This window comes from Chryseobacterium echinoideorum (genome assembly GCF_007474535.1).
GTDB classification, from domain to species: domain Bacteria; phylum Bacteroidota; class Bacteroidia; order Flavobacteriales; family Weeksellaceae; genus Chryseobacterium; species Chryseobacterium echinoideorum.
Map to the genome: position 1 here is coordinate 1 of NZ_VKNW01000016.1, position 21,327 is coordinate 21,327.

At 31.4% G+C, this 21,327-nt stretch carries 17 protein-coding genes, 4 tRNA genes and 1 other RNA gene; 3 read left to right on the forward strand and 19 right to left on the reverse strand.

The genetic code is table 11. From position 1 onward, the window contains the following. Positions 1-10: 10 nt before the first annotated feature. From FOL89_RS16475 to rpsU, 7 genes are all read right to left on the reverse strand, one after another. Positions 11-84 (reverse strand) — tRNA-Thr (locus tag FOL89_RS16475). 85 nt (positions 85-169) lie between these two features. Further along, a tRNA-Gly gene (locus tag FOL89_RS16480) sits at positions 170-242 on the reverse strand. An 85-nt stretch (positions 243-327) separates the two neighbouring features. Then, positions 328-408: transfer RNA gene (locus FOL89_RS16485), tRNA-Tyr, on the reverse strand. 20 nt (positions 409-428) lie between these two features. Continuing rightward, positions 429-502: transfer RNA gene (locus tag FOL89_RS16490), tRNA-Thr, on the reverse strand. A 104-nt stretch (positions 503-606) separates the two neighbouring features. Continuing rightward, positions 607-900, reverse strand: coding sequence for an HPF/RaiA family ribosome-associated protein (locus FOL89_RS16495; RefSeq protein ID WP_143884244.1), 294 nt, complete (start codon positions 898-900; stop codon positions 607-609). Next, entirely contained in the window at positions 897-1,784 is an 888-nt protein-coding gene (locus FOL89_RS16500; RefSeq protein ID WP_144283861.1) for a tyrosine-type recombinase/integrase, read from the reverse strand. Before FOL89_RS16500 ends, FOL89_RS16495 begins: the two co-directional genes overlap by 4 nt. A 77-nt stretch (positions 1,785-1,861) precedes the next feature. After that, positions 1,862-2,059: a 30S ribosomal protein S21 gene (rpsU, locus tag FOL89_RS16505; RefSeq protein WP_062697349.1), complete on the reverse strand. Its 198-nt coding sequence runs from the start codon at positions 2,057-2,059 to the stop codon at positions 1,862-1,864. Positions 2,060-2,206: 147 nt separating this feature from the next. Between rpsU and ssrA the strand changes: the two genes are divergently transcribed. After that, positions 2,207-2,608, forward strand: a transfer-messenger RNA (tmRNA) gene (gene ssrA / locus FOL89_RS16510). A 152-nt stretch (positions 2,609-2,760) separates the two neighbouring features. On the opposite strand, the gene FOL89_RS16515 is transcribed toward ssrA, so the two are convergent. The 4 genes from FOL89_RS16515 to FOL89_RS16530 form a co-directional block, all read right to left on the reverse strand. Next, a complete protein-coding gene (locus FOL89_RS16515; protein ID WP_144283862.1) occupies positions 2,761-4,446 on the reverse strand; it encodes a hypothetical protein in 1,686 nt (561 codons plus the stop codon). A gap of 24 nt (positions 4,447-4,470) precedes the next feature. Then, positions 4,471-6,456: a UvrD-helicase domain-containing protein gene (locus FOL89_RS16520; protein WP_144283863.1), complete on the reverse strand. Its 1,986-nt coding sequence runs from the start codon at positions 6,454-6,456 to the stop codon at positions 4,471-4,473. Next, on the reverse strand, positions 6,438-8,534 hold the full coding sequence (locus FOL89_RS16525; RefSeq protein WP_144283864.1) for an ATP-dependent nuclease: 2,097 nt from the start codon (positions 8,532-8,534) through the stop codon (positions 6,438-6,440). Before FOL89_RS16525 ends, FOL89_RS16520 begins: the two co-directional genes overlap by 19 nt. A 174-nt stretch (positions 8,535-8,708) precedes the next feature. Then, complete coding sequence (locus FOL89_RS16530; protein WP_144283865.1) at positions 8,709-8,942, reverse strand: helix-turn-helix domain-containing protein; 234 nt, start codon at positions 8,940-8,942, stop codon at positions 8,709-8,711. A 377-nt stretch (positions 8,943-9,319) separates the two neighbouring features. Here FOL89_RS16530 and FOL89_RS16535 point away from each other — a divergent pair, with 377 nt between their 5' ends. Beyond that, a complete protein-coding gene (locus tag FOL89_RS16535) occupies positions 9,320-10,135 on the forward strand; it encodes an RNA polymerase sigma factor (RefSeq protein ID WP_144283866.1) in 816 nt (271 codons plus the stop codon). Between the two features lies 1 nt (position 10,136). Beyond that, positions 10,137-11,231 carry a hypothetical protein gene (locus FOL89_RS16540; protein ID WP_144283867.1) on the forward strand — a complete coding sequence of 365 codons (1,095 nt, stop codon included), beginning with the start codon at positions 10,137-10,139 and terminating at the stop codon, positions 11,229-11,231. A gap of 309 nt (positions 11,232-11,540) precedes the next feature. Here the strand turns inward: FOL89_RS16540 and darG are convergent, their stop codons facing one another. The 8 genes from darG to FOL89_RS16580 form a co-directional block, all read right to left on the reverse strand. Then, complete coding sequence (darG, locus tag FOL89_RS16545; RefSeq protein ID WP_027381470.1) at positions 11,541-12,590, reverse strand: type II toxin-antitoxin system antitoxin DNA ADP-ribosyl glycohydrolase DarG; 1,050 nt, start codon at positions 12,588-12,590, stop codon at positions 11,541-11,543. 2 nt (positions 12,591-12,592) lie between these two features. After that, positions 12,593-13,228: a type II toxin-antitoxin system toxin DNA ADP-ribosyl transferase DarT gene (darT, locus tag FOL89_RS16550; RefSeq protein WP_144283868.1), complete on the reverse strand. Its 636-nt coding sequence runs from the start codon at positions 13,226-13,228 to the stop codon at positions 12,593-12,595. A 458-nt stretch (positions 13,229-13,686) separates the two neighbouring features. After that, a complete protein-coding gene (locus FOL89_RS16555) occupies positions 13,687-14,844 on the reverse strand; it encodes a hypothetical protein (protein WP_144283869.1) in 1,158 nt (385 codons plus the stop codon). A 299-nt stretch (positions 14,845-15,143) separates the two neighbouring features. After that, positions 15,144-16,127 (reverse strand): toprim domain-containing protein, encoded by a 984-nt coding sequence (locus tag FOL89_RS16560; protein ID WP_144283870.1) that lies wholly within the window; start codon positions 16,125-16,127, stop codon positions 15,144-15,146. Positions 16,128-16,385: 258 nt separating this feature from the next. Next, a complete protein-coding gene (locus FOL89_RS17610) occupies positions 16,386-17,624 on the reverse strand; it encodes a primase-helicase family protein (protein WP_228444947.1) in 1,239 nt (412 codons plus the stop codon). Between the two features lie 71 nt (positions 17,625-17,695). Further along, positions 17,696-17,974, reverse strand: coding sequence for a helix-turn-helix domain-containing protein (locus FOL89_RS16570; protein WP_144283871.1), 279 nt, complete (start codon positions 17,972-17,974; stop codon positions 17,696-17,698). A 403-nt stretch (positions 17,975-18,377) separates the two neighbouring features. Then, complete coding sequence (locus FOL89_RS16575; RefSeq protein ID WP_144283872.1) at positions 18,378-19,427, reverse strand: restriction endonuclease subunit S; 1,050 nt, start codon at positions 19,425-19,427, stop codon at positions 18,378-18,380. Beyond that, positions 19,420-21,321 carry an HsdM family class I SAM-dependent methyltransferase gene (locus FOL89_RS16580; RefSeq protein ID WP_144283873.1) on the reverse strand — a complete coding sequence of 634 codons (1,902 nt, stop codon included), beginning with the start codon at positions 21,319-21,321 and terminating at the stop codon, positions 19,420-19,422. Before FOL89_RS16580 ends, FOL89_RS16575 begins: the two co-directional genes overlap by 8 nt. Positions 21,322-21,327 lie beyond the last annotated feature (6 nt).

Sequence of the window (21,327 nt, forward strand, 5' to 3'; positions counted from 1 at the left end):
CATTAAATTGAGCTTCCAGAGGGATTCGAACCCACGACCCCGAGATTACAAATCACGTGCTCTGGCCAACTGAGCTATGGAAGCAATTTAATTGTTGAACTGAGGCTGTAAGAGAACTCTACTCTACTACATCAGTAGTTAAAAATAACACTTAAAAAGTGATTATTTGAGCGGAAGACGGGGGTCGAACCCGCGACATTCAGCTTGGAAGGCTGACGCTCTACCAACTGAGCTACTTCCGCAATTTTGTTTCCAAAATTATTGGTAAACGCTGTGCAAAACTAGGAAATTTCCTGTATTTATGCAACTTTTTTATAATATAAAATGTGGGGAGAGCAGGATTCGAACCTACGAAGCCGAAGCAACTGAGTTACAGTCAGTCCCATTTAGCCACTCTGGAATCTCCCCAGATATTTTATATTAAATTGAGCTTCCAGAGGGATTCGAACCCACGACCCCGAGATTACAAATCACGTGCTCTGGCCAACTGAGCTATGGAAGCAATTAAAAAAAGAATTCAAAAGATCGCTGTTCCTTTTTTGCGTGTGCAAATATAGAACGGATTTTTTGAATTCTCAAACTTTTCATGAAGTTTTTTCACATTTTTTATGACGCTAATTCTTTTTTCTTGATTAACAGTTTCTTAGCAGTATCTACACATAAATCTAAGCTTTCCTCAAAGCTTGCACTTGTTTTTTTCACAACAATATCATCTCCCGGAACTGCTAAAATAAGCTCAGTTGTCTTATTTGATTTATCTGAATTATTTTCCACTTTTAAAAAAACCTTACATTCTATAATTTTGTCATAAAATGTATCAAGCTTACTTACTTTTTTGTTAACATGTGCTTCAAGCGGTTCATGTGGAGTTAAGCCGATTGCTTGTACTGAAATCTTCATAATTCTTCTTTTTTAATTGCTCTTGGATGAGCCTGATTAAACACTTTTTTCAACTGTTCAATATTGGCATTGGTGTACACCTGTGTGCTTGCAAGACTTGAATGACCCAATATTTCTTTTACTTTCGATATCTCTGCCCCATTGTCTAAAACATGCGTCGCGAAGCTGTGTCTTAAAATATGAGGACTTCTTTTCTGTTTAGAAGTAACAATACTAAGGTACTTATTAACTACTATATAAACAAATTTTTCGGTGAGTTTTTTTCCTAATCTGTTTACAAAAAAGAACTTTTCAAATTCTTTTTTAGGTTTTCTTGTTTGCAGATAAGATCTTAACAAACTGCCTAATTTTTCTGAAATAGGAACATACCTTTCTTTATTACCTTTCCCTAAAATTTTTAATTCGTTTTTATACAAATCTACATCTTCAAATTTCAAGCCACAAAGCTCAGATTTTCGCATTCCTGTTTGATACAGAGTTTCAACAATACACTCATCAAGCAGGTTTTCAATTTCCGGAAAAACTTTGGTATGCAATGTCTCCATTTCTTCCTGCGATACAGGAATTTGCTTTTCAGCATAGAACTTCAGAGAATTGATTGTTTCCAGAGGCGAAACATCAATTTCACCTAATCTTAAAAGAAAAAGATAAAAACTACGCAGCGTAGATAATTTTCGGTTGACAGTTCTTTTAGATACTCCTTTCTCATTAAGATCAACAATAAAATTCCTGATAATTTTCTTATCAGCCTGAATAATATTGTCCGAAGCCTCTGTTTTGAGATGAAACAAGATAAAATCATCTAGATCCCGCCCATAACTTATTATAGTATGAGGAGAATATCTTTTTTCATATTGTATGTAATCTAAGAACTTATCCCGCATAATGTAAATATAAAACAAAAATCACTTACTAAATAAAATTATTTAATAAGTGATTATTGTATGTATTAAGAAAAATCTTAAGCCTGTTCTTCTTTGCTAAGATTTCTTTGCTTATGAGCAGCTTTCAATCTAGCTTGTCTTAAAGTTACAGAAGGCTTGATAAACTGTTGTCTAGCTCTTAGCTGACGAACTGTACCAGTTTTGTCAAATTTTCTTTTATATTTTTTTAATGCTCTGTCGATAGACTCTCCGTCTTTTACTGGAATTATTAACATATATTACATCTCATTTTGGATTGCAAAAATATGCATTTTTAAATTAACCACAAAATTATCTCCGACTATTTTTTCAATTTTTAATACAATATGAATATAACCTTAATTTATGTGAACAAAATATCTTATATTTGCAGGACTATTCATGGGGTTGACTGGTTTCGACAGCAAGACCAATGGATAAGTAAGCATGCAGAGAACCGCAGCGCAATCTCTTAAATCCTTTGCTGCAAAATTTTAACTGGCAACGAAGAGTTCGCTCTTGCAGCTTAATATCGAAGTATAGTAGATCAAGCGTTTTCCCGAAGACTTTAGTAGGGAAGCAAGATATTCCACAACCGCTCTGTTCTGCGGCGTTTGATTCTGGGATATAGGAATGCAGAAATAAGGCTTTGGACGCTTCGGCTAAAGCTCGAAAACCTCAGAAGATAAGCTGGAAGTTGGGTGTCTGCTCTCTGCCTCCAGTCGAAAACCAATAGCAGAATAAGCATGTAGAAAGCTTATGTATTGCTTGTTTGGACGAGGGTTCGAATCCCTCCAACTCCACTTAAAACCCTGTAAATCATTAATTTACAGGGTTTTATATTTTAAGGTGCTAATTTTGGTGCTAAAACGAAATTCCGAACATTTGAATGTTTATATCATTTTGAGTTCGTTACAATAACTTATTATTAACTATCGACCTCTTAGAAGCACAAATATTACTTTACGCCAAACCTAGAAAAATCATCAGGTAATGCTTTTTCTTTAAATTTTAATTTGCCCGACCAATAAAGTTTATCAAAATCACCCTGTTCATATGGAGAAAAGGTTAAATGGATATCTTCAGATTCAGCTAATTTTTTAAAGTTGGATGGATTTTGTAAATAACAAGCACAAACATCAAGTTCATCAATAGAATACATTCTATTGTGCATTTGTCTTCTACAATCTAAAAAGTCAAAAAAATTATTAATATGATTTTTCGATTTTAATTGAAGCGTTTTTAAAAATACTTCTAAATCATCAATATAAACCGACCACGGATAATCTATATCGTCTTCCTTATCTAGCAATAAACCCAAATCAGTTTGTAAACAGCCAAATCTTTCTAGTGTTACAACAATTGAAAATACATTATTGATTTCAAAAGGATTGACAGCTTGTAGTACTTTTTTACGAGCATTTTTCAAATAAAAAACTTCATCAGAATAAAAGAAATCTTCTACTCTTTTACATTGATCAAAGCCATATTGAATGGAATTTTCAAAATCTGATTTTAATCTCTTAATAGCCTTATCTACGTCCCTAAAAGGTTCACGTAGTTTTGAGGCTTTAATTTCTACAATAATAGCATTTCTCTTATATAAAATTAACAAATCTTGCTCGTGGTCATCAATTACATAATAATTCTCAAAAAAACAGGAATCTTTACTGGTAAAGAAAGATTTAAACATATCATTAACCTTGTTTTCTAAAGTATTTTCTCTGTGTTTCCTTAATTTAACATTGGTATCATTATCATTAAATAGATGGGTATAAAGAATTTTATAAATAGCAATAGGCAATTGTTTCCCATATAAGCTTAAATAATTACCATTGGAAAGTTTCAAAAATGGTGTCTTTTCAAATATACTTTCAGCAGTATAATATCTTATAGAATTGTCAGAAACTGGTACTATTGAAACTAATCTTAGAAGTTTGTCAACTTTTTCAGCATCAAGCCTGTGATATAAATCAGATGCTGAAAACATTAAATATGCATATGTTTTAGAATTAAATGAATCTAATGCATCTTGAATTTTCTCTGGCATTAAATCATATGAATCTGAGGCACTCATTTTGCCACCTTGAATTCTATCATTAAAATCTGCAAATTCCTTAGTAAACATAAACTCCATAGTTTGCTTTCCTCGAATTAAAGAAATTAATTCAATCTCTTTACAAGCTTCAATAAGAAAATCAATATCAAACCCAAAATCCGAAATTATCTTTTCATCAAAAGGAGAAAACACCCTTCTTAATTTTTCCAAATCTTGTTCAACATAACTTAGCACACCATTATCAAAATGATTTCTAACAGCCATTTCGTGAATTACTGATTCTTTAGTATAATTATTTAAATCTTGTGGATAGATAATTTTTTTTATTTCATCAAGTTTATCTGCAATTAGATGTAATCCGTCAAATGGAAACTCAAACTTTTCCTTTCCTTTTTTATCAGAAAATGCATTCAATGAAATTAAGTATAGAAAATCTTTAAGTTTAGAACCAAATCTATTTATTTCTATATCAGCTGCAGGATCAATATTTCTTTTAATAAAAAAAGCTAAAGATCCTGCAAAACTTTCAGTATCATATTTTGATACTAATTTTTGAAGTTCGTCTATTTTATGTTCGATGTCCATATAATTAATCAATAGAAAATTATCTTAATCTATATTTTTCACATTAGCATCCCCAAACCATTCTTTAGCTTTTGTTATAATTTGTGCATCCGGATTGTGAAAAAATACTGCCAAGTTCTCTTTTGCACGTGTACAACAGACATAAAATATTTTTTGAGTTCTAGCAAGAACTCTTGGAAAAGATTCAAGTTTACTTTTCGTCTTTGATTTTCCATCTACAAGCTCTTGGTAAATGTTTTCCTTATCAAAAAGGTAATTAAAATTGTAATCATTCCAATTACCATTATCAAGGATGACTAACACATTATCGAATTCCGCACCTTTGATTTTGTGCTGTGTTGAAAACGGTGTTTGCCCTTCAAGGTATTTATATAGTTTCTGAAATTCACTAAACTTAACATCCTTCACTCGATTATATAAATACTCTTTGTTCTTTTTAAAAGCAATCAGCTTATCATCAATTAAACAAATTCCTTTATCATTTGCATCGTTAATCACTTCTTCAATAGTTTTATCCCCAACAAAAATAAGTTCTTCAATATTTTCTTTCAATGCACGTTTATCAGCTATTGTTAAAATTCTGGAACGATAATCTGTGACTCTCAAAAATTCATTGTATTTTCCATTTTTATATAGCGATATATTTGTTTGAATTTTAAATAAATGTTTAATCAAGTTATCCCGTTTCGATCCTTTCTTATTTTCATCATCTTCATCTTGTTTCTTGTCATCAAGCAATTGATCTTTGCTAACATAAATTTTCAATAATTCAGAAAAAATAAATGATTTAGCACAATCAAATAATTCAATATTATTATTTATAAAAGTTTGCATTGCTGGTGTAGGACTTAGTGCTCGTAATTCTGCTCCGGATTTATTTTGTTGAAGGATATCTATTACTTCTCCGAATGTTTTTTCTGAAAAATCGGCACTTACCCTCTGATCTTTTATGTAATTTTTAATTCTGTCTCTGAATTTTAAAATTTGATCACTATCATAAATATTCATCAAAGTTCTAAAGCCTGCCTTTCCTGCTATTAAATTATGAGTAAGATTAAGCTCTTTTGTTTCTTTTGAATTATTAAAATCCCATCTGAAATTATCTGCGAGATATTGCCTTATTATTCCAAGATCATCATCAGAGGAATATAAGAACAATACTTTTCCCTCTTTAATAGTACCATTTAGCATATTGGGAGCTGTACTATCTGTTGAGGGAATTTGTTGAATTCCATCGGTACGTAGCTTATTGGCTAATTCGATAATTTCTTGAGGATTTCTTCGATTTTGTTCTTTTTTCACTTCTTTAACTGTATCCTCCTCGTCTCCTTTAAAATCATCCAAATTACCAATCCCATCTTCATAAATAGACTGCATCGCATCTCCAAAAAAACCGATAATATTTTTTTTATTACTATTTTTAAAATGAGTAAGAAATATGTCTACTACTTCGCTGCTTGTATCCTGATATTCATCAATAAATATGCATCGATATTTATCCTTTACAATATCACAAAGCTTAGGATATTTTTCAAAAAGCAAATTGGCTACAATTAATATTTCATCGTGAGAAATGATACCTTCACGAATTCTAAAAAATTCTTTGTACTGAATTCCTTTTTCCAGATCATCAAAATAGTTATCCGGAACTGGACTTAATTCATCAATAGAAATGCTTGATACATTTTCGTCATTAGATAGGGAAACCAAAACCGCTTTCAGTTCTTTTTGAAAATGCTTGATGCTGTCCCATAAAAAATCGTGTATGGTAGAAACATTTAGATTTTTATGGTTCACTCTTTCTTCTATTTCCTTTACCGCTGCATTCGTGTAGGTCATACAGGCAACCTTTTCTGAAGGATTTTCACTAATAAATTGCCTGATAACACTTACCAATGAATAGGTTTTACCGCTACCCGCACCGCCACTTAACAGGAAGTTTCTGTCTTCATCAATACATTGAAATATTTCTTGAACCTCCTGTTCTAAATTTAGTCTTTCTTCAACCATAGCAATCCTTTTTTTATGTATTCCGGAATTTCCCAATTACTAAACTTGTCATCACTATGATATAAAATATCCAAAGCAAAATGTGTTTTCTTTTTTATGCACTTTTCAGCTAATTCATACGCATCATTTGTCGCTGCATCAAATAATTTTCGATTTTGTACCCCCTGAAACTTATCTCTATTGTTATTAATAAAAGTTCGATTAATATGTATAAATGAATCTTCAAAACTTCTGGCGTGATAATCTCCTTCTTCTTGCTGATAACATATACAAAGCTTTGAGTTTCCTACTGAAATAATACGTTGCTCTATGTTTAGGGCTTTTAGCTGTTCCCAAGAAATCCCAGGTAAAAAGTGCATTAGAGCTGTGTTACTAGTCTCAATACCTGTAGTAACACGACACGCTTGTAAAATTACACGACCATCATCATCCCGTTTCCCTAAATCTCCTTTAGAGTCAATATCAGTAATAATAATTCCTTTGATTCCCAGAAATTGAATGAACTTTTCAAAGATCTGAGAATATGCACCTACTTCTACTATTGAGATGTTTTGAGATAGCAAAGGAAGAAAATCATCCTTTGCATTTTCTGCTTCCAATCTTGCCTTTTCTTCTATATCTATCTTTCTCATAAAGGTTGGAATCAGAATTCTCTCTGTATCACCTTCAATCAAGATAGCCTTATCTGCAAAAAAAATCTCTGCCCTGCTAATCGTCAAATATTGTTTTAAAAACTCATATTGATCAGTATCAATTGCATATTCTTTCTTTAAATCTTTTAGGTTTTTTGCTGTAACATTATTCGTACTTTGAATTTTTAAATATTTAATATCATCAAAGTCGCTATCTGCAACTATATGGGATGAATGAGTAGTAATAATGTACTGTAATATGCGATTTTCACCATCATCTCTTTTTATACCATCACCCAAAAGCTCTTTTATATTTTTAATAAATACATACTGCATTTGAGGATGCGTATGTGCCTCCGGTTCTTCTATGAAAAGTAGATTAATATCTGCTGGTTTTTTATCTTTGTCCCTTTTAAATTCCTGAACTATGATTTCAATTTCAAAAATCATACTTATCAGATTCATATAACCTAACCCATTATAATGCTCAGGTAGCTTATGTTCATCGTGCGTATAAACGACTGTCGTATTTCCTTCTAAAAGTTCTCGGTGCTGTAAAGTTGAAATAATAGCAATATCGGACTCATTTATTTTTACCCCTCCAAAATTTTTTACTTTATCAATTACTTCATTAAATAGATTACCATAAATTTCAGTCAGAACTCTGTCCGTTCCTGCCAATTGATCTTTAAAGTCTTCTGTAGCTTGATTTTTTTCACTACTGTCTTCCCTTTTTTTATACAAATTAGAGGTTTGTCTCGATAAAGTTTTATCAACTTCCTTATTGGTAACATCTCGTCTCGCACTTATGTATTTAAAGCTTATGACATCCTTAATGCCTATTGCTTCCTTTTCAAGATCAATAAAATTTTCTTCATTTACTTCCTCCGTATCAAGTCGATATTCAAATGATTTTTTTTGAATTTTAAAATAATTTCCGACTTCTTTTTGCAAGAAGTCTTTTAAACCTCTTTCTTCATATTCAACCTCCTTTTCGAGTGCATTGGCTTTTTTAGCAGATTCATTAGATCTGAAAACAAATAGATCGGATTTTAATTTCAAAAAATCGGTATAATTAAGTGTAAATTCAAATCCTAAAACAATTACATTATTGTTAGGGTCTAAATCCATTAATAATCGGCTTACATTAGACAGATTATCCCTTTCTCCATATTGAATAAAAAGCTTCATTTTAATACCAATAGGATTAAATTCCTCAGGCAATGTCTCTTGTTCGATAAGTGAAACAAGTTCTTTTTTAAATTCTATATTGAAATCATCGTAAGAAAATTTACTTTTTTCATTTAAGAACTTGTCTAATACGGAAAGGATTGATGTTTTTCCTGTATTATTTTTTCCTATAACTAAAGAAAGGTCTTCCTCTAAGTCCATTGAGAATTCTCTTAGCAATCTAAAGTTATGGATGTGAATTTTGAAAATATTCATATCAAAGTTTGTTTAATAAAGTTTTAATGGTTATCCTCTTATTCAAATATAGTAATTTGATAAATATATAATATAATAGTAAAAATTACATACTTATCAAAAGTGCATTTATTATGATACTGAGGTTATAGCATATAATAGTACCAAAATAAAATACCGACTGTCGTCGGTATTTTATTCATTTATAAGATTAAAAAATTGTTCAAGAGTAATTTTTCTTGCTTTGCAAATTTTGTAAAGTGTTTCAACAGGAATTCTATAAGTATTATCACTCTTAATTTTTCGTACAGTACTTTCTTCAATATCGTGACTTTTAGCAAACGAGTTCTGCGACTTATTTTCTTTAAGCCAAGGAATCAACCAATTTTTAGTTATATACGAACAGATTTTCTCGTTTATGTCAATCATATAACAAAAGAAATATTTTGCTATTAAAATATTACGGTCGAACGACCGTAATTAAATAATTTTTATTATATTTGGAATAAATTATTTATAAAAGTAATTTTGCGATAGTTCAAAGAAATATAGAAGCTATTGCTTAGATTCTCGACTGGAAAACTGGCACTTTTCAAAAAGCAACGAGAGGATAAGTAAATGTGCCCACGACTTCGGCGTGGGCTCACTTATCGTTGCTTGGTATGCCAGTACCACCGGTCGGTAAGTTGAGTTCCACGCCTTTATTTTGGCAAAATGTAGTGAGTGAATATTTTCAATGATGCAGAGAATTCATCTTATTTATCAAAGCAGTTCTTCAAGCAATAATCAGCTCAAATACACTGCTTATGAAAAGAACAAACTCTCTGCCCCGAAAGCTCACCGATCATCAGTTATATAAACTATTGAAAGAAGGAAACCCAACTTCATTAGAACATATTCATTTTCGGTACAAAAGACTTCTTTTTTGGATCGGAAAAAAAATGCTCGATGATGATTTTGTTGTAGAAACTTTGGTTCAGGATACATTTCTTAAACTCTGGTTACACCGAGATTCCATTGAAACTCCAAATCATATTCTTGGTTTTTTACGGTTTGTTCTGAAAAGAGACTGCATAACGTATTTCAATACCCCAAAAAATAAATTCGCTCGCTTAACGGCTTCACTTGAAAGTTTTGAGAACTATCAGGATTATCTTATTGGGTATGATCCTTTGCAAGACAAAGAACATCTTCTTCGTCAGGAATCTGATCAAAAAGATTTTGATGAAGTCAATAAGGTCTTAAAAGTGATAAACCCCAAAAGAAAACACTTGATCGAGCTATGCCTTCAATATGGCTTTCAGTACAAACCCATTGCAGAAGCAATGGGAAGTAATGTTAAAGATATAAGCAATGAGGTAAGTAGAGCAATAGATGATTTAAGGAAAATCTTAAAGAGAAATTATCTTGAAGAGTCACCGATTAAATCTCAGAAAAGTGAGTTTCACCAAGTTGAACTCAGCAGTCAACAAATTGAAATTATAAACAGAAGATTTGAACAGAAATCTTCATTTGCAGTCATTGCACGAGAACTTAAACTTTCTGAAAAAGAAGTCCATCAGGAGTTTCTTTACGCCTACCAATATTTACAGAATCGTAACAACTCTGAAATACCTTTTTGATATGGAAAAATCTACGATGACACTTACCCGAAAAATTCAGTTGTTGATCGATGTTCCGTCTGAACGAAAAAATGAAATGTGGGAAAAACTTTATCGGTATCAAAACCGCTGTTTCCGAGCGGCAAACTTAATAGCTTCCCATTTGTATGTTCAGGAAATGATCAAGGATTTTTTTTATTTTACAGAAGGAATCCAATATAAGCTGGCTGATGAAAAGAAAGATCAAATGGGAATGTTTAACCGTTCGAAAACTGGAACCACCGCACGAATGGTATTTGACCGATTCAAAGGTGAAATCCCGACAGATATTTTGGGAAGCCTTAACAATACAATTCAATCAACCTTCTCAAAAAACAAAGCAGACTACTGGCAGGGAACAAAATCATTGAGAAACTATAAAAGAGATATTCCAATACCACTGCCTGTTAAATGCATCAGCAAAATGAGATATGACGAAGAAACGAAAGCTTTTGGTTTCAATATGTTTGCAATTCCTGTCAAAACATACTTAGGAAAAGACTACACTGATAAGCGAGTCATCATGGAACGTCTGCTAAAAGAAGAGATAAAGCTTTGCACCTCACAGATCCAACTGAAAGACAGGAAAATCTATTGGCTTGCCGTATTTGAATTTGAAAAAGAAGAACATCTTTTAAAACCCGAAATCATTGCGGAAGCTTCCCTGTCTCTGGAACATCCAATAGTTGCAAAAGCAAACAATGTACGCATCAATATTGGTTCAAAAGAAGAGTTTTTGTATCGCAGACTTGCAATTCAGGCAAGTCAGAAAAGGATTCAGGATGGTATCGCCTATGTCCGTTCAGGAAAGGGAGCCAAGCGGAAACAAAAGGCACTGTATAAAACAGAGAATCTGGAAAGTAGATATGTAAGTCATAGACTTCATTTGTACAGCCGAAAGCTTATCGATTTCTGTATCAAGCAACAGGCAGGCACACTTATTCTTAAAAATCACGAAGACAAAATAGGTATTGCAAAAGAACAGGAATTTGTGCTTCGTAATTGGAGTTATTACGAATTGCAAAGCAAAATAAAATACAAGGCTGAAAAAGCCGGAATAGAATTAATTATTGGATAAAAAATACGAGGGTGCTTGTACACCCGCAGGGTGAGGTCTTGAACACTCACTAAATACTCTAATAGTATATACAACGGCGTGGGTTCTTTTTTTATCAAAGACATTGTCAGAATAAGAAATAAATTACATAAACAATAAGAAAATTATTGGAAACTCTTGCAGAGGAACAAAAAATCCTTACTTTTGGAAGTAAGGACAATATTGGATAACTGACAATTATTTTGAACCCCTAACTGTCAGATAAAGTTGTGGCTATTACAAATAAAATCTAGTTGAATGTTTAGCCTATATGATTTAGCTGAATTACTTTTATGCGAAAATTTGCTCTTTGTAATTCTTCAAATAAACATAAGCTTCTTCCACTAAAGTTTTTTTAAATAATTGACTTTTTCTAATATTCCATTTTTTGATTGACAACATTACCTCATCAAGTGAAGAATTAGGATTTTGGAAAAGAATGTAATCAACAGTGGCTAAAACCTCTAATGAAAGTTCAGAACTAAAATTAGAAATAAACTTAATTAAACTTTTTAACCTCAATAATTCTTCAGTAGTCAAATTATTGTTCACATACTTTTTTACTTCATCCCATTTTTCATAATTTAAGTAAAGTGGTTCAAAAGGTTTTACATTACCTTGTTCCATCCCTTTCAAATAAACTCCATTAAGACTGTATAAAACCTTTTCCACACCTATTGCATATGGTCCATAATGATAAGGTTTAAAGTCCAAATTTAATTTTTGTCCTTTTCTTTGTAGAAAATAAGCCAGCTTATTTGCAGCAAATAAACTACTATATTCTCCAATACTTTCAAAAGCAAACAAAGAATATAATAGTGTTGCTCTTGCAGGAGTTAGTTTTGTTATTTTTCTTGTTTCCTGTTTTTGAAGAATTTCCTTAATACCTTCATTTGGTTCAAAAAGAATTATTTCTGTATTTAAATCTTCTAAAGATATAAATATCATTTTTTTTACTACATTCCAATCAAGCCCTCCATTTCCGCAACCAAGTGGAGGTATAGCAATACTGTCAATTTTTTCTTTGATAATTAACTCTCTTAAAGATATTAAGCCTTTTTCAATATATTCATATTTTGACGGATGACGCCAATGAACTTTTGTCGGAAAATTAATAATTAATTTTTTACCTAGTTGTAGGTTTGCATCCCAAACTGACAACAGTTTACCAGGCATCAATTCTTTATTTTTACATGCCTCAATATACTTTTTAGTATTATTAGGAAAAGCTTCTTTAAACTGCAAAGCTATTCCTTTACCCATAACTCCTACAGTGTTAACTGTATTCACTAAGGCGGTGACATTTGCAGTTAATAAATCTCCTTTCTCAATTTTAATCATGTTCAAAAGTAATAAATTTTATTAGTATTGACTTTAATTTCTAGCTTATTCTCTTTCAAAATTTTTTCAACATATTTTTTAGCTTCATCATCATAAACATTTATTGATTCAATAATATGAATTGGAACCTCATCCTTCACTAAAAGTTCTGCTTGATAACGCCTAGCGCGGTCAAAATCCTCAGATTTGGAAAAATTATTTTGATGAATACTTTGCCAATCAATTTTATCAATTTTAGAAAGAGAATTATAATGAGTTGTGGCAGCGTCATTAGCTTGTCCATCAGTAAAAAACCACTTCTTATCAAGTGAAATTAAATCCGATATTCTGAATCTCATTACTAAAATTTCAGAAGGCCCCCTTTTAGGAACAACAGGATGTCTATAACCCGTTTGAATATTAAAGAGCATAATTGATTTGGATGTAAAATAAAACGGTACGTAATCACCAATCATTCCATAGTGTTCAATTCTCACCTTAGTTTCAGTCCTTACATCAATTATTTCAGGATTTCCAATATTAATATAATTAGAATTAGCTTTAGAGTTTTTTTTGCATACAATTCCAGTTTCTAATATTATTGGCAGGTTTTCGATATGTATAATTCTATAGCAATATTCTTTATTTTTATTAATCATTTTTTTAACTACACTTTATTTACAATTACAGCTATCTTCCAAATTTCCGCATTGCGTCAGTATGATTTGATATAATTTCTTACAGCTGTTTCAACAACTAATATAGAATTTATTTTTGATGATTTGACTGTTATGTACTTACAAATATTTTTTGTGCTAAATATTCTTGGATTGACAAATGTTTTTTATCCAAAACAAAATGCAGCTAAAATAAACTGCATTGCTCAAAGAGCTTGGATAGTCGCTGACAGTATTCTTCAATATTTGTTTTCATCAGAAATTCCTTTTGTCCACTTGTGTAAAATTTACAATCGTTTAATATAAAAAAGATTTCCTGAACAAAAATAAGTCAAGATATTTCTACGTTATTTACAAAAACAGCAGAAGGGTTTATGGTGGTACAAAATTAAATTTCTGTACGTATAAAAATATGTCTTGCTATTACCCTTCTACAAATATTAGCATCGTCTCCTTTTGTTCTTTTGAATTGGAATATTCTCAGACTCATAATTTGTATTGTTACTACCGAAACCTAGTAAAGAGAAAAGTTGATTTGCAATTTCTTTGTCTTTAAAAATCTCATTAAAAGCAGAGAATGGGATATTATTTTCTTTACATATTTTTTCTGCAATGTGCCCCATTTCTGATTTTAGTTCTTTATTTTCTGACCTATCAATATTAGGATATCGATATCTTTCAAATTTGATTTCTCTCTCCAGAATATTAACAACAGAATCCAGATATTTTTTCTTTTCAGAAGCAAAAACGGTTGGATTAGTCAATAGTACAGAGTTTTTGTTTTTGAATAGGTGTACTTCTTGTTTTAAATTACTAACCTTTTCATTGAGTTCAGTAATTTGCTTTGATTTAGAATTTAATTCTATTTTATTTTTTTGAATTATACTTCTGTAGCTGCGAAATGCTTTTTCATAATTCGCAATGGTCTTATCAGTCTTAATTTTTCTAAAACCCAGAAAATCATTTTCCTTGACAACCAACTCCTCAGATTTCTTCGAACTCATTTCAGATTTCATCGCATCATACCTTTCTTCCAAAATTTTGAGATCTTCTTCTTTCTGCTGAATCTTAAACTCAATAGCTTCCAATCTTCCTCTGGAACCAGAGATCCCTCTTTCCATATTCAAGCATTCGGCTGTCAAATCCTGCATTTTTGAATAATGGAAGGACTGGTGTTTAAGTGTTTTACCAGTTTTCAGATCCTGCCAGTCAGCTACCAGATGAGCGTGGTAATTTGGTTTCCATTCTTTTGTATCTTTATCAGTGTGTCCTTCGTCTTTATGAATGGCGATCTGAAAAACACGGATGCTCAATTCTTCTTCCAGTCTCTTAGCTAAGTTTTGAAGTTCCAGCATCGTTGTGTTCTCTTTGATCACTACAACTGCCTCCCGAACAGGCATTGCATTCTTCTGTAATTTCCTTCCTGACTTATCTTTGCAATACGCTTCGATCTTTTGGATCCTTTCAGCTATTTTTTGTTCCATCCAGTATTCATTCTTTGGTGTAAGGTCTTTACGGATGTAATCAAAAGTTTTCTTCCTGAAATTATGGGTTTCAGAATCGGACTTAACAACTTTGAAATTAATAGAGGTCTTCATTGCTTTTACATCTTTAAAGTTTTACACTTTTATTGTTTATGCTTTTAAATTTTCAATAAAGATTGCTGTAGTTATATGACGCAGCATTACTCTTTACCTGTGTTTATTTTACACACCTTCGATAAAAATAACCCCAATGCTTTTTATACAGGTTCAATAAGCTAACCTGATATTATTTTATTCAGGTTAAAAGCCTCGTAGAGCGTATTTGAAACTTTGTTGGGAGGAACGACCTTCAAAGTTGCGAATGCGCTCCTAACTTCTGCGGGTAGTTGGTAAAAAACATACAGCACGCTTTATCAACGCTTCATTTTAAAACTATTTGAGTTTCTAATTTCCGGTTCCTGCTTTATCTCTTCTAATTTATCAGGTTCAGGAAATTTTTCAGATCGCTTTCCTGATTTATTAGCTACATCATTTTTTATTCGATGTATCAAAAATTCGTTGAGATCTTTATGGTTGGAATAAATTCCGGAGTAATCTTTTGCTTGCGAAAAAGATTTTATGATCTGAGATTTACATTTAATTCCTGCATTATCATTGTCGAGAAACAGATTGATATCAGAGTAATTTTTCAAATGTTCTATGGATCTGTTTAAAAGAGCAATGGAATTCATTACGAGAATATCTCCTGTGAAAGATCTCTGCATTTCGACAAAAGACAAGGCATCCATAAAGCCTTCAAAAACTGCTGCACTTTTGATATTTTTAACTTCAACACTTGAAATGTCCTGTAAACCACAATTGATATTAATTATTGAAATATCCTTTTTCAACAGTGACCCTTTATAAAAAGAATTACGAAGCTCAAAGCCTCCGGATAAATTTTCAAATCCAATTGCATAGAGTCTCTTTTCTCCAACTGTAAATCGCACCTCCTTTATGTAATCATAGATTTTAGGACTTAATCCACGTTCCTGCAAATAATTTTTCAAGTTGGGATTCTGGATATCCATTATTTCATCAATTCTATAATTAGGTTTCGATTTTTTAATATGTTCTTGCTGATGAAAAGAAGAAAAATTTTGTTTTTGCGCCCAGTCCAGAACTTCATTGACCGAAGTCTTCAAATACTTCTTCATAAAGTCGGTATTGTTCCCGCCGACATCTTCTGAGTGAAGATACCAAGCATTAATTCTTTTATCTAATTTGAAAGAGGCTTGGGATTCGCTGGCAAAGGGGTTGAGATACCAAGCTTCTTTTTCATTTTGTTTCGTTGGAAGGTGTCCGAGAGAAAGGAGGACTTCTTCCAACGATATGCTGTTAAATTGTTTGCAGTTCATTTTTATAATTTTTAATATTTTTTAACAGTAAATAGTCAGTTCAGGCGGACGAGTTTAGTTTTGAATAATTTTTGATGAATTGATGAGAAAGACATCTAAAAAAAACTGAATAACAACATCTTAAACTCTCATCAAAGTCTCATCACCTCATCAAAGTGGAAATATTCTCCTCATCATCCTCTCATCAAAAATCAGGGTTTAAAAATTTGATGAGGATTTTGATGACACGTAACTAATTGATTTTATTTTCATTATCAATTAATTCATCATTTCATCAAATTTTTTAAGAATAAAATTCCTTTCTATTGTAAAATATCGTCCTGTTTTGTTCTGTTGAAAAAAGCTTAAACCATAATCGAGGTCGTATTTGATATAGGACAAAGAATTACTTTGAGGTTCAAGTTTCCAGTTTTCTTTCAGTATTTTCCGGACATCATTAACTGTCCAATATTGCTTGCTGAACATCTTACCAAGCATATTGAAAATATCCTGAGGAATACAATGGAGCTTGCTGTCTTCTGTACTTTCAAAAAACTCATATAAAAGCTCGATGATTTTCGATTCAAGTTTGTTATTATTTTTCCAAACCAGTTTCTGAAGAGCTTTTGTTCTGATCTGTGATTCTGTGAACCACATCCTTGTCTCCTTACGACTGTGGAATGGTCTTTGAATTAAGTATCGAAGAAAATACGGGATCTCTTTGTTGAGATTTTTTAGAAATTCGGTGTTTTCGCTTTTGATCGATTTTACTTTGATGATCCAGAATCTGATCTCATTTTCATCAATTTTAATAAAGTTATCTTCATTATTAGAGCAAAGAATAAATTTGCCAAAGAATTCAACTTCTTCACGGTCTTTACCCTTTGCCTCCTTTTTGTCTTTGTCGGTCGTAGAAAGATATTTCAAGCGTTCCGTGATTTCTTTTTTATCGAAGAATACTTCGTCGATAGCTACTATCACCATCGAAGTCCAATCTGAATTGAACTGACTGCTGAATGAGTCACCTTTGATGTAGGTCATATTTAATCCAAAGATGGATTTCAGCCATTTGATAAAAGTAGATTTTCCAGTAGATCTTTCTTTACTTACCAAGCAAAGAATTGGAAGTATCTGCGTTGGATATTCAAGCAATATCTTTATGTAATCTAAACCTAACTCCAATTGCTCTCCGAAAATATGTTCCATAAATTTTAGTGAGAATGGAATTTTGTTTTCTAAAGCTTCAGAAGTTGTATATTCATTGATTGGTTGATAAGGAATCTCATTGTACATATTGTAGAATCCGTCTATAATCTGCCTATAGTCAAGATGAGAAGGAATACAACAGAAACCATCGTACTTTGAAACTTTTGAAACGTAGATTTTTCCGTGGTCGCTAATAATTGTTTCACGATTCCATCGTACCAAAATTGAGATTTTGTCTCCGGAGATCAATGGTTTTTCAATGGTTTTATAATAGGTTGTACCTACTCTTAGGTATGGGATTTTTTCGCTCATATTTTAAAAGTTTGTTTCCGTATAGAAATACGGACGGTTGAATAAGAATGATTGATAAATAAAATCTTTATCTATCTCCTATACTTAAGCGATTTGACTTCGTTTAAAGCATCCATCAGCTCAAAATGATTGACCCTGTAGAATCTTCCGATTTGTTCCGCTTTGATGTTACCTTTTAAAATGTGTGAGCGTACGGTCTGGTAATCAAGTTTAAGAATTTCTGAACACTCTTTGATAGAATACAGTTTCTTTTTTAACTCAATTTCAGGTTCTTTTTTTAGGGAATAAAGTAAGTCTTTTACTTCCCCTAATTCGTCGAGAATGGTTTGGAATGGATTTGTTGTCTGCATAATCTGTGGTATTTATTTGCAGACAAAATTGTATGATTGGAATAACTAATTATGCAATTCTACTCAATTGCGTGAAGTTTAGTACTTGAAATTTAATCGCTTGTATTTAATATCAATATAATTAAATTGTTTCATCACTATTATAAAGAAGAGGAAATGATTTTTCAAATTTTATATAATGATAATGTTGTGTCTAAACTAGTTTTTGTAAATATTTACTTATCAATTGTAAAAGTGCAATATCAAATAAATAACCCCGGGGCAAGCCCACGAGGTATTAGTGGAATTTAATTTTTTTTGTTTGATGAAAAACCATCCGTTTTTCAAACTTTTCCTCTTTTCACCCCGAGACAAGTCTCGAGGAATTCTTTGGATTAATATCTGGACCCGCTATTTTGCCAAACTATAATTGTGCGTTCGTTGTTTTTCTTTCTATATATTTTGTCAGTTTTTCGTATTCTATTTTCTTGATATAATTTTCCATATAATCATAGTCAATTTTACCGTTTTTGTCAATTGGGAAAAGTAATTTTTGACGTAACATTCTCGCTTCGTTGAATTTATAAGCGTATTGAAATTTTGATTTTTGTTTCAAAATGATTGTCTTAATGAACAAATACAAAAATTCGTTACCTTCAACTTCTTTTAGGCTTAATCTTTTTACATCGTCTGAAAAAATTGCTTTGTAAGGATGATAGAAATTTTCAACAACGCTTCCATTATAGTTTACACCTAAAACATTAGAATCTAATGATGAATTTGTATTTGAAACAAAATTTGTAATACCATTATTTGAATCAGAAGCACCAATAAAAGGCGTTTCGCCTTTTATCATATCTGCTTTTGTTAGCCTTTTACCAGCTTTGATATGAAAAATATCTTCGATAAAAAATTCGTTCCATTTTTTATTTTCAAGTTTTGATACTTCTCTGAAGTTTTTAACTTTTTCTAATCTTGCATTTATATAGATTGTAAACTTTGCTATTTGTTCTGATTCCTTTTGGCGTGTATAATTATCCATAAATTCATAATCAGGAAAACCATTTGAATTGACAGGAAGCTGAATAATTTGTCTTTTTATTCGTTCCGTAAATGCTTTATAACCAAATGCAAATTTTTCTCTGTTTGCAATTATCATTTTTGAAATGAATTTACCAGAAAATTCGGTTAAAAATTCATTTTTAAGAATTGAAATTTCATCACTTGCTGTGAATTCTCCTTTTACATAGTAACAATCGCAAAAGGTTGTTATTATTATGCAATCCTTTTCAATAAATACTGGATTTTGAATTAAATCAGTAAGCCCATTATTTGATGCACTTGCAGAATAATAAGGAACATTTCCCTTTATTCTATCTTTTTCAATAAGTCTTTTTCCTCTTGAAACTTGAAAAATTTTACCTATCGTAAATTCTGCCCATTGAATACTATTTAAATCTATAAAACTAATCATTGTCAAATAAATATTCTTTGTCTTGCATTATCATATTGAATTCAAAGGTTAGATAATCACCAACATTTTTCTTAAACTCAATTTCATTTGGGATTTCGTCATTGAAGTAATAAAATGAATGTAGCCATTCATCATCAGGTTCAATTGTTGTTTTTACACAAAATTTAGTTTCTGCTTCTAAGCGGTCAAACCATACATCAAGTAAATGTTGCTTTTTATCTTTTGCTTCAATAGTTTCAATAAGTCCACGATGTTTTTGCACTTCAAAACCATCATTTTCAAAATTGATAAATTTTACCTTTTTATCTTTGTAATGTGGAACTCCAGCCGTAAATACTGCAATACAAGGATTAGTTCCAACGCCATAAAATGAATTTTTGTTAAGTGTGATAACACCTTCCAAAGTATGAAATTTTAATATATTTTCTTTAATAGCTTGTTCTTCTTTGGTTTTTCCATTCATCGATGATTGTGGAACAATAACAACCACTTTTGCATCTTGAACAACAGAATTAAGTAAATGTTCAGTAAAGTTAATTTCGTATAAACTTGGATTGTTTTTGCTACCCATAGAATAGGGTGGATTCATCATACCAACTGTACATCCTTTTTCTTGTAATAATGACGGGTTAAATTTTAAAAAATCTTCTTGTTCCAAATTGCTTTTACCATCTCCACGCAAAATCATATTTGTTGTTGCAATGGTAAACATATAAGGTTGCAACTCTAAACCGTGCAATTGATTTTTTCTAATGTTTCTTTGTGTTTCGGGATTGTCAGTTTTTTGCAACATATCGTGCATAGCTGCAATTAAAAATCCTGCTGTTCCACAACAAGGATCTAAAATAGAATCAGTAGGTTTTAATTCTACTAAATCACAAAATAATTCGGTAACGTGTTTTGGTGTTAAAACAATTCCTAATGATTGTCCGTCACCACCAGAATAAGACATAAATTCTCCATAAAATCTTCCTAAATAATCTTCGGCAGAGTGTATGTACTTTATGTTTTTATAAATGTTTTCATAGAGAAACTCTGTAAAGTGTTTTAAAGGTGTTTTCTTTAAAAATTCGTTTACTTCGTTGATTGCTTTTGTATCTTTAATAACCAAAAATTGGCTTAATAATTTGTCTTTTTTTACTTGTGGCGAAACATTTGCTCTACGCAAGTTTTTTTCAATTGCTTCATAAATTTTTTCACCATCTGTGTTTGTTTCATCGCCAATTAAACTGTCAATACTAAAACCTTTATGCTCCATTTCACGCAAAGCCAACAAAATTCCAGAAACAATTAGCGGTTTGTCTTTGTCTTGAATACTTCCGTAATTTCTTAAATCTTCGTGAAGATTTTTTGCATCCTTGAGGATTTCTTCTGTTGTTTTGTCTTCGGGTGTTTGCTCTTTTAGAATATTCTTTGTGTAGTATTCGTCTATATTTTTTTCGTTGAAAAGTGTAAACGTTTCAACATCCTCAAGTTCTTTATAGCCTCCCCTTTCATCAATAAAAATTGGTGTTATTTTGTGTCGCTTTTCGTTGCCTGATACACCAAAAACAATGAACTTTTTATAGTTTGTATTTTTAGCTAAATGTTTACCATAAAATAAAGCACCATTAACAGCATAATTTTTCACACTTGTTATTTCGCTACAAATTAAATCTTTATCATTTCTTTTTATGTGAAGTGAAACATCTGCTTTATTTTCAATAATCAAAACGAAGTCTTTAACAATTCCGCTATATTCAGGAAAGCCTACTTTTCCTGTTCCAGCTTTTGATGCTGATTTTAAAGCTTTGTCAATGTCTTTTATGTTGCTTCCTTGTGGATGTAAATCAACATTGGCTTCTTTAAGCAATTCGTAAACCCACAAATCTGTCAATATTTCTTTCTTCGCCATTTATTT

Bases quoted from the DNA above. Each gene is read 5' to 3' on its own strand.
- FOL89_RS16495 (WP_143884244.1), bottom strand. From the start codon at position 900: ATGAAGATTTCAGTACAAGCAATCGGCTTAACTCCACATGAACCGCTT.
- FOL89_RS16500 (WP_144283861.1), bottom strand. From the start codon at position 1,784: ATGCGGGATAAGTTCTTAGATTACATACAATATGAAAAAAGATATTCT.
- rpsU (WP_062697349.1), bottom strand. From the start codon at position 2,059: ATGTTAATAATTCCAGTAAAAGACGGAGAGTCTATCGACAGAGCATTA.
- FOL89_RS16515 (WP_144283862.1), bottom strand. From the start codon at position 4,446: ATGGACATCGAACATAAAATAGACGAACTTCAAAAATTAGTATCAAAA.
- FOL89_RS16520 (WP_144283863.1), bottom strand. From the start codon at position 6,456: ATGGTTGAAGAAAGACTAAATTTAGAACAGGAGGTTCAAGAAATATTT.
- FOL89_RS16525 (WP_144283864.1), bottom strand. From the start codon at position 8,534: ATGAATATTTTCAAAATTCACATCCATAACTTTAGATTGCTAAGAGAA.
- FOL89_RS16530 (WP_144283865.1), bottom strand. From the start codon at position 8,942: ATGATTGACATAAACGAGAAAATCTGTTCGTATATAACTAAAAATTGG.
- FOL89_RS16535 (WP_144283866.1), top strand. From the start codon at position 9,320: ATGAAAAGAACAAACTCTCTGCCCCGAAAGCTCACCGATCATCAGTTA.
- FOL89_RS16540 (WP_144283867.1), top strand. From the start codon at position 10,137: ATGGAAAAATCTACGATGACACTTACCCGAAAAATTCAGTTGTTGATC.
- darG (WP_027381470.1), bottom strand. From the start codon at position 12,590: ATGATTAAAATTGAGAAAGGAGATTTATTAACTGCAAATGTCACCGCC.
- darT (WP_144283868.1), bottom strand. From the start codon at position 13,228: ATGATTAATAAAAATAAAGAATATTGCTATAGAATTATACATATCGAA.
- FOL89_RS16555 (WP_144283869.1), bottom strand. From the start codon at position 14,844: ATGAAGACCTCTATTAATTTCAAAGTTGTTAAGTCCGATTCTGAAACC.
- FOL89_RS16560 (WP_144283870.1), bottom strand. From the start codon at position 16,127: ATGAACTGCAAACAATTTAACAGCATATCGTTGGAAGAAGTCCTCCTT.
- FOL89_RS17610 (WP_228444947.1), bottom strand. From the start codon at position 17,624: ATGAGCGAAAAAATCCCATACCTAAGAGTAGGTACAACCTATTATAAA.
- FOL89_RS16570 (WP_144283871.1), bottom strand. From the start codon at position 17,974: ATGCAGACAACAAATCCATTCCAAACCATTCTCGACGAATTAGGGGAA.
- FOL89_RS16575 (WP_144283872.1), bottom strand. From the start codon at position 19,427: ATGATTAGTTTTATAGATTTAAATAGTATTCAATGGGCAGAATTTACG.
- FOL89_RS16580 (WP_144283873.1), bottom strand. From the start codon at position 21,321: ATGGCGAAGAAAGAAATATTGACAGATTTGTGGGTTTACGAATTGCTT.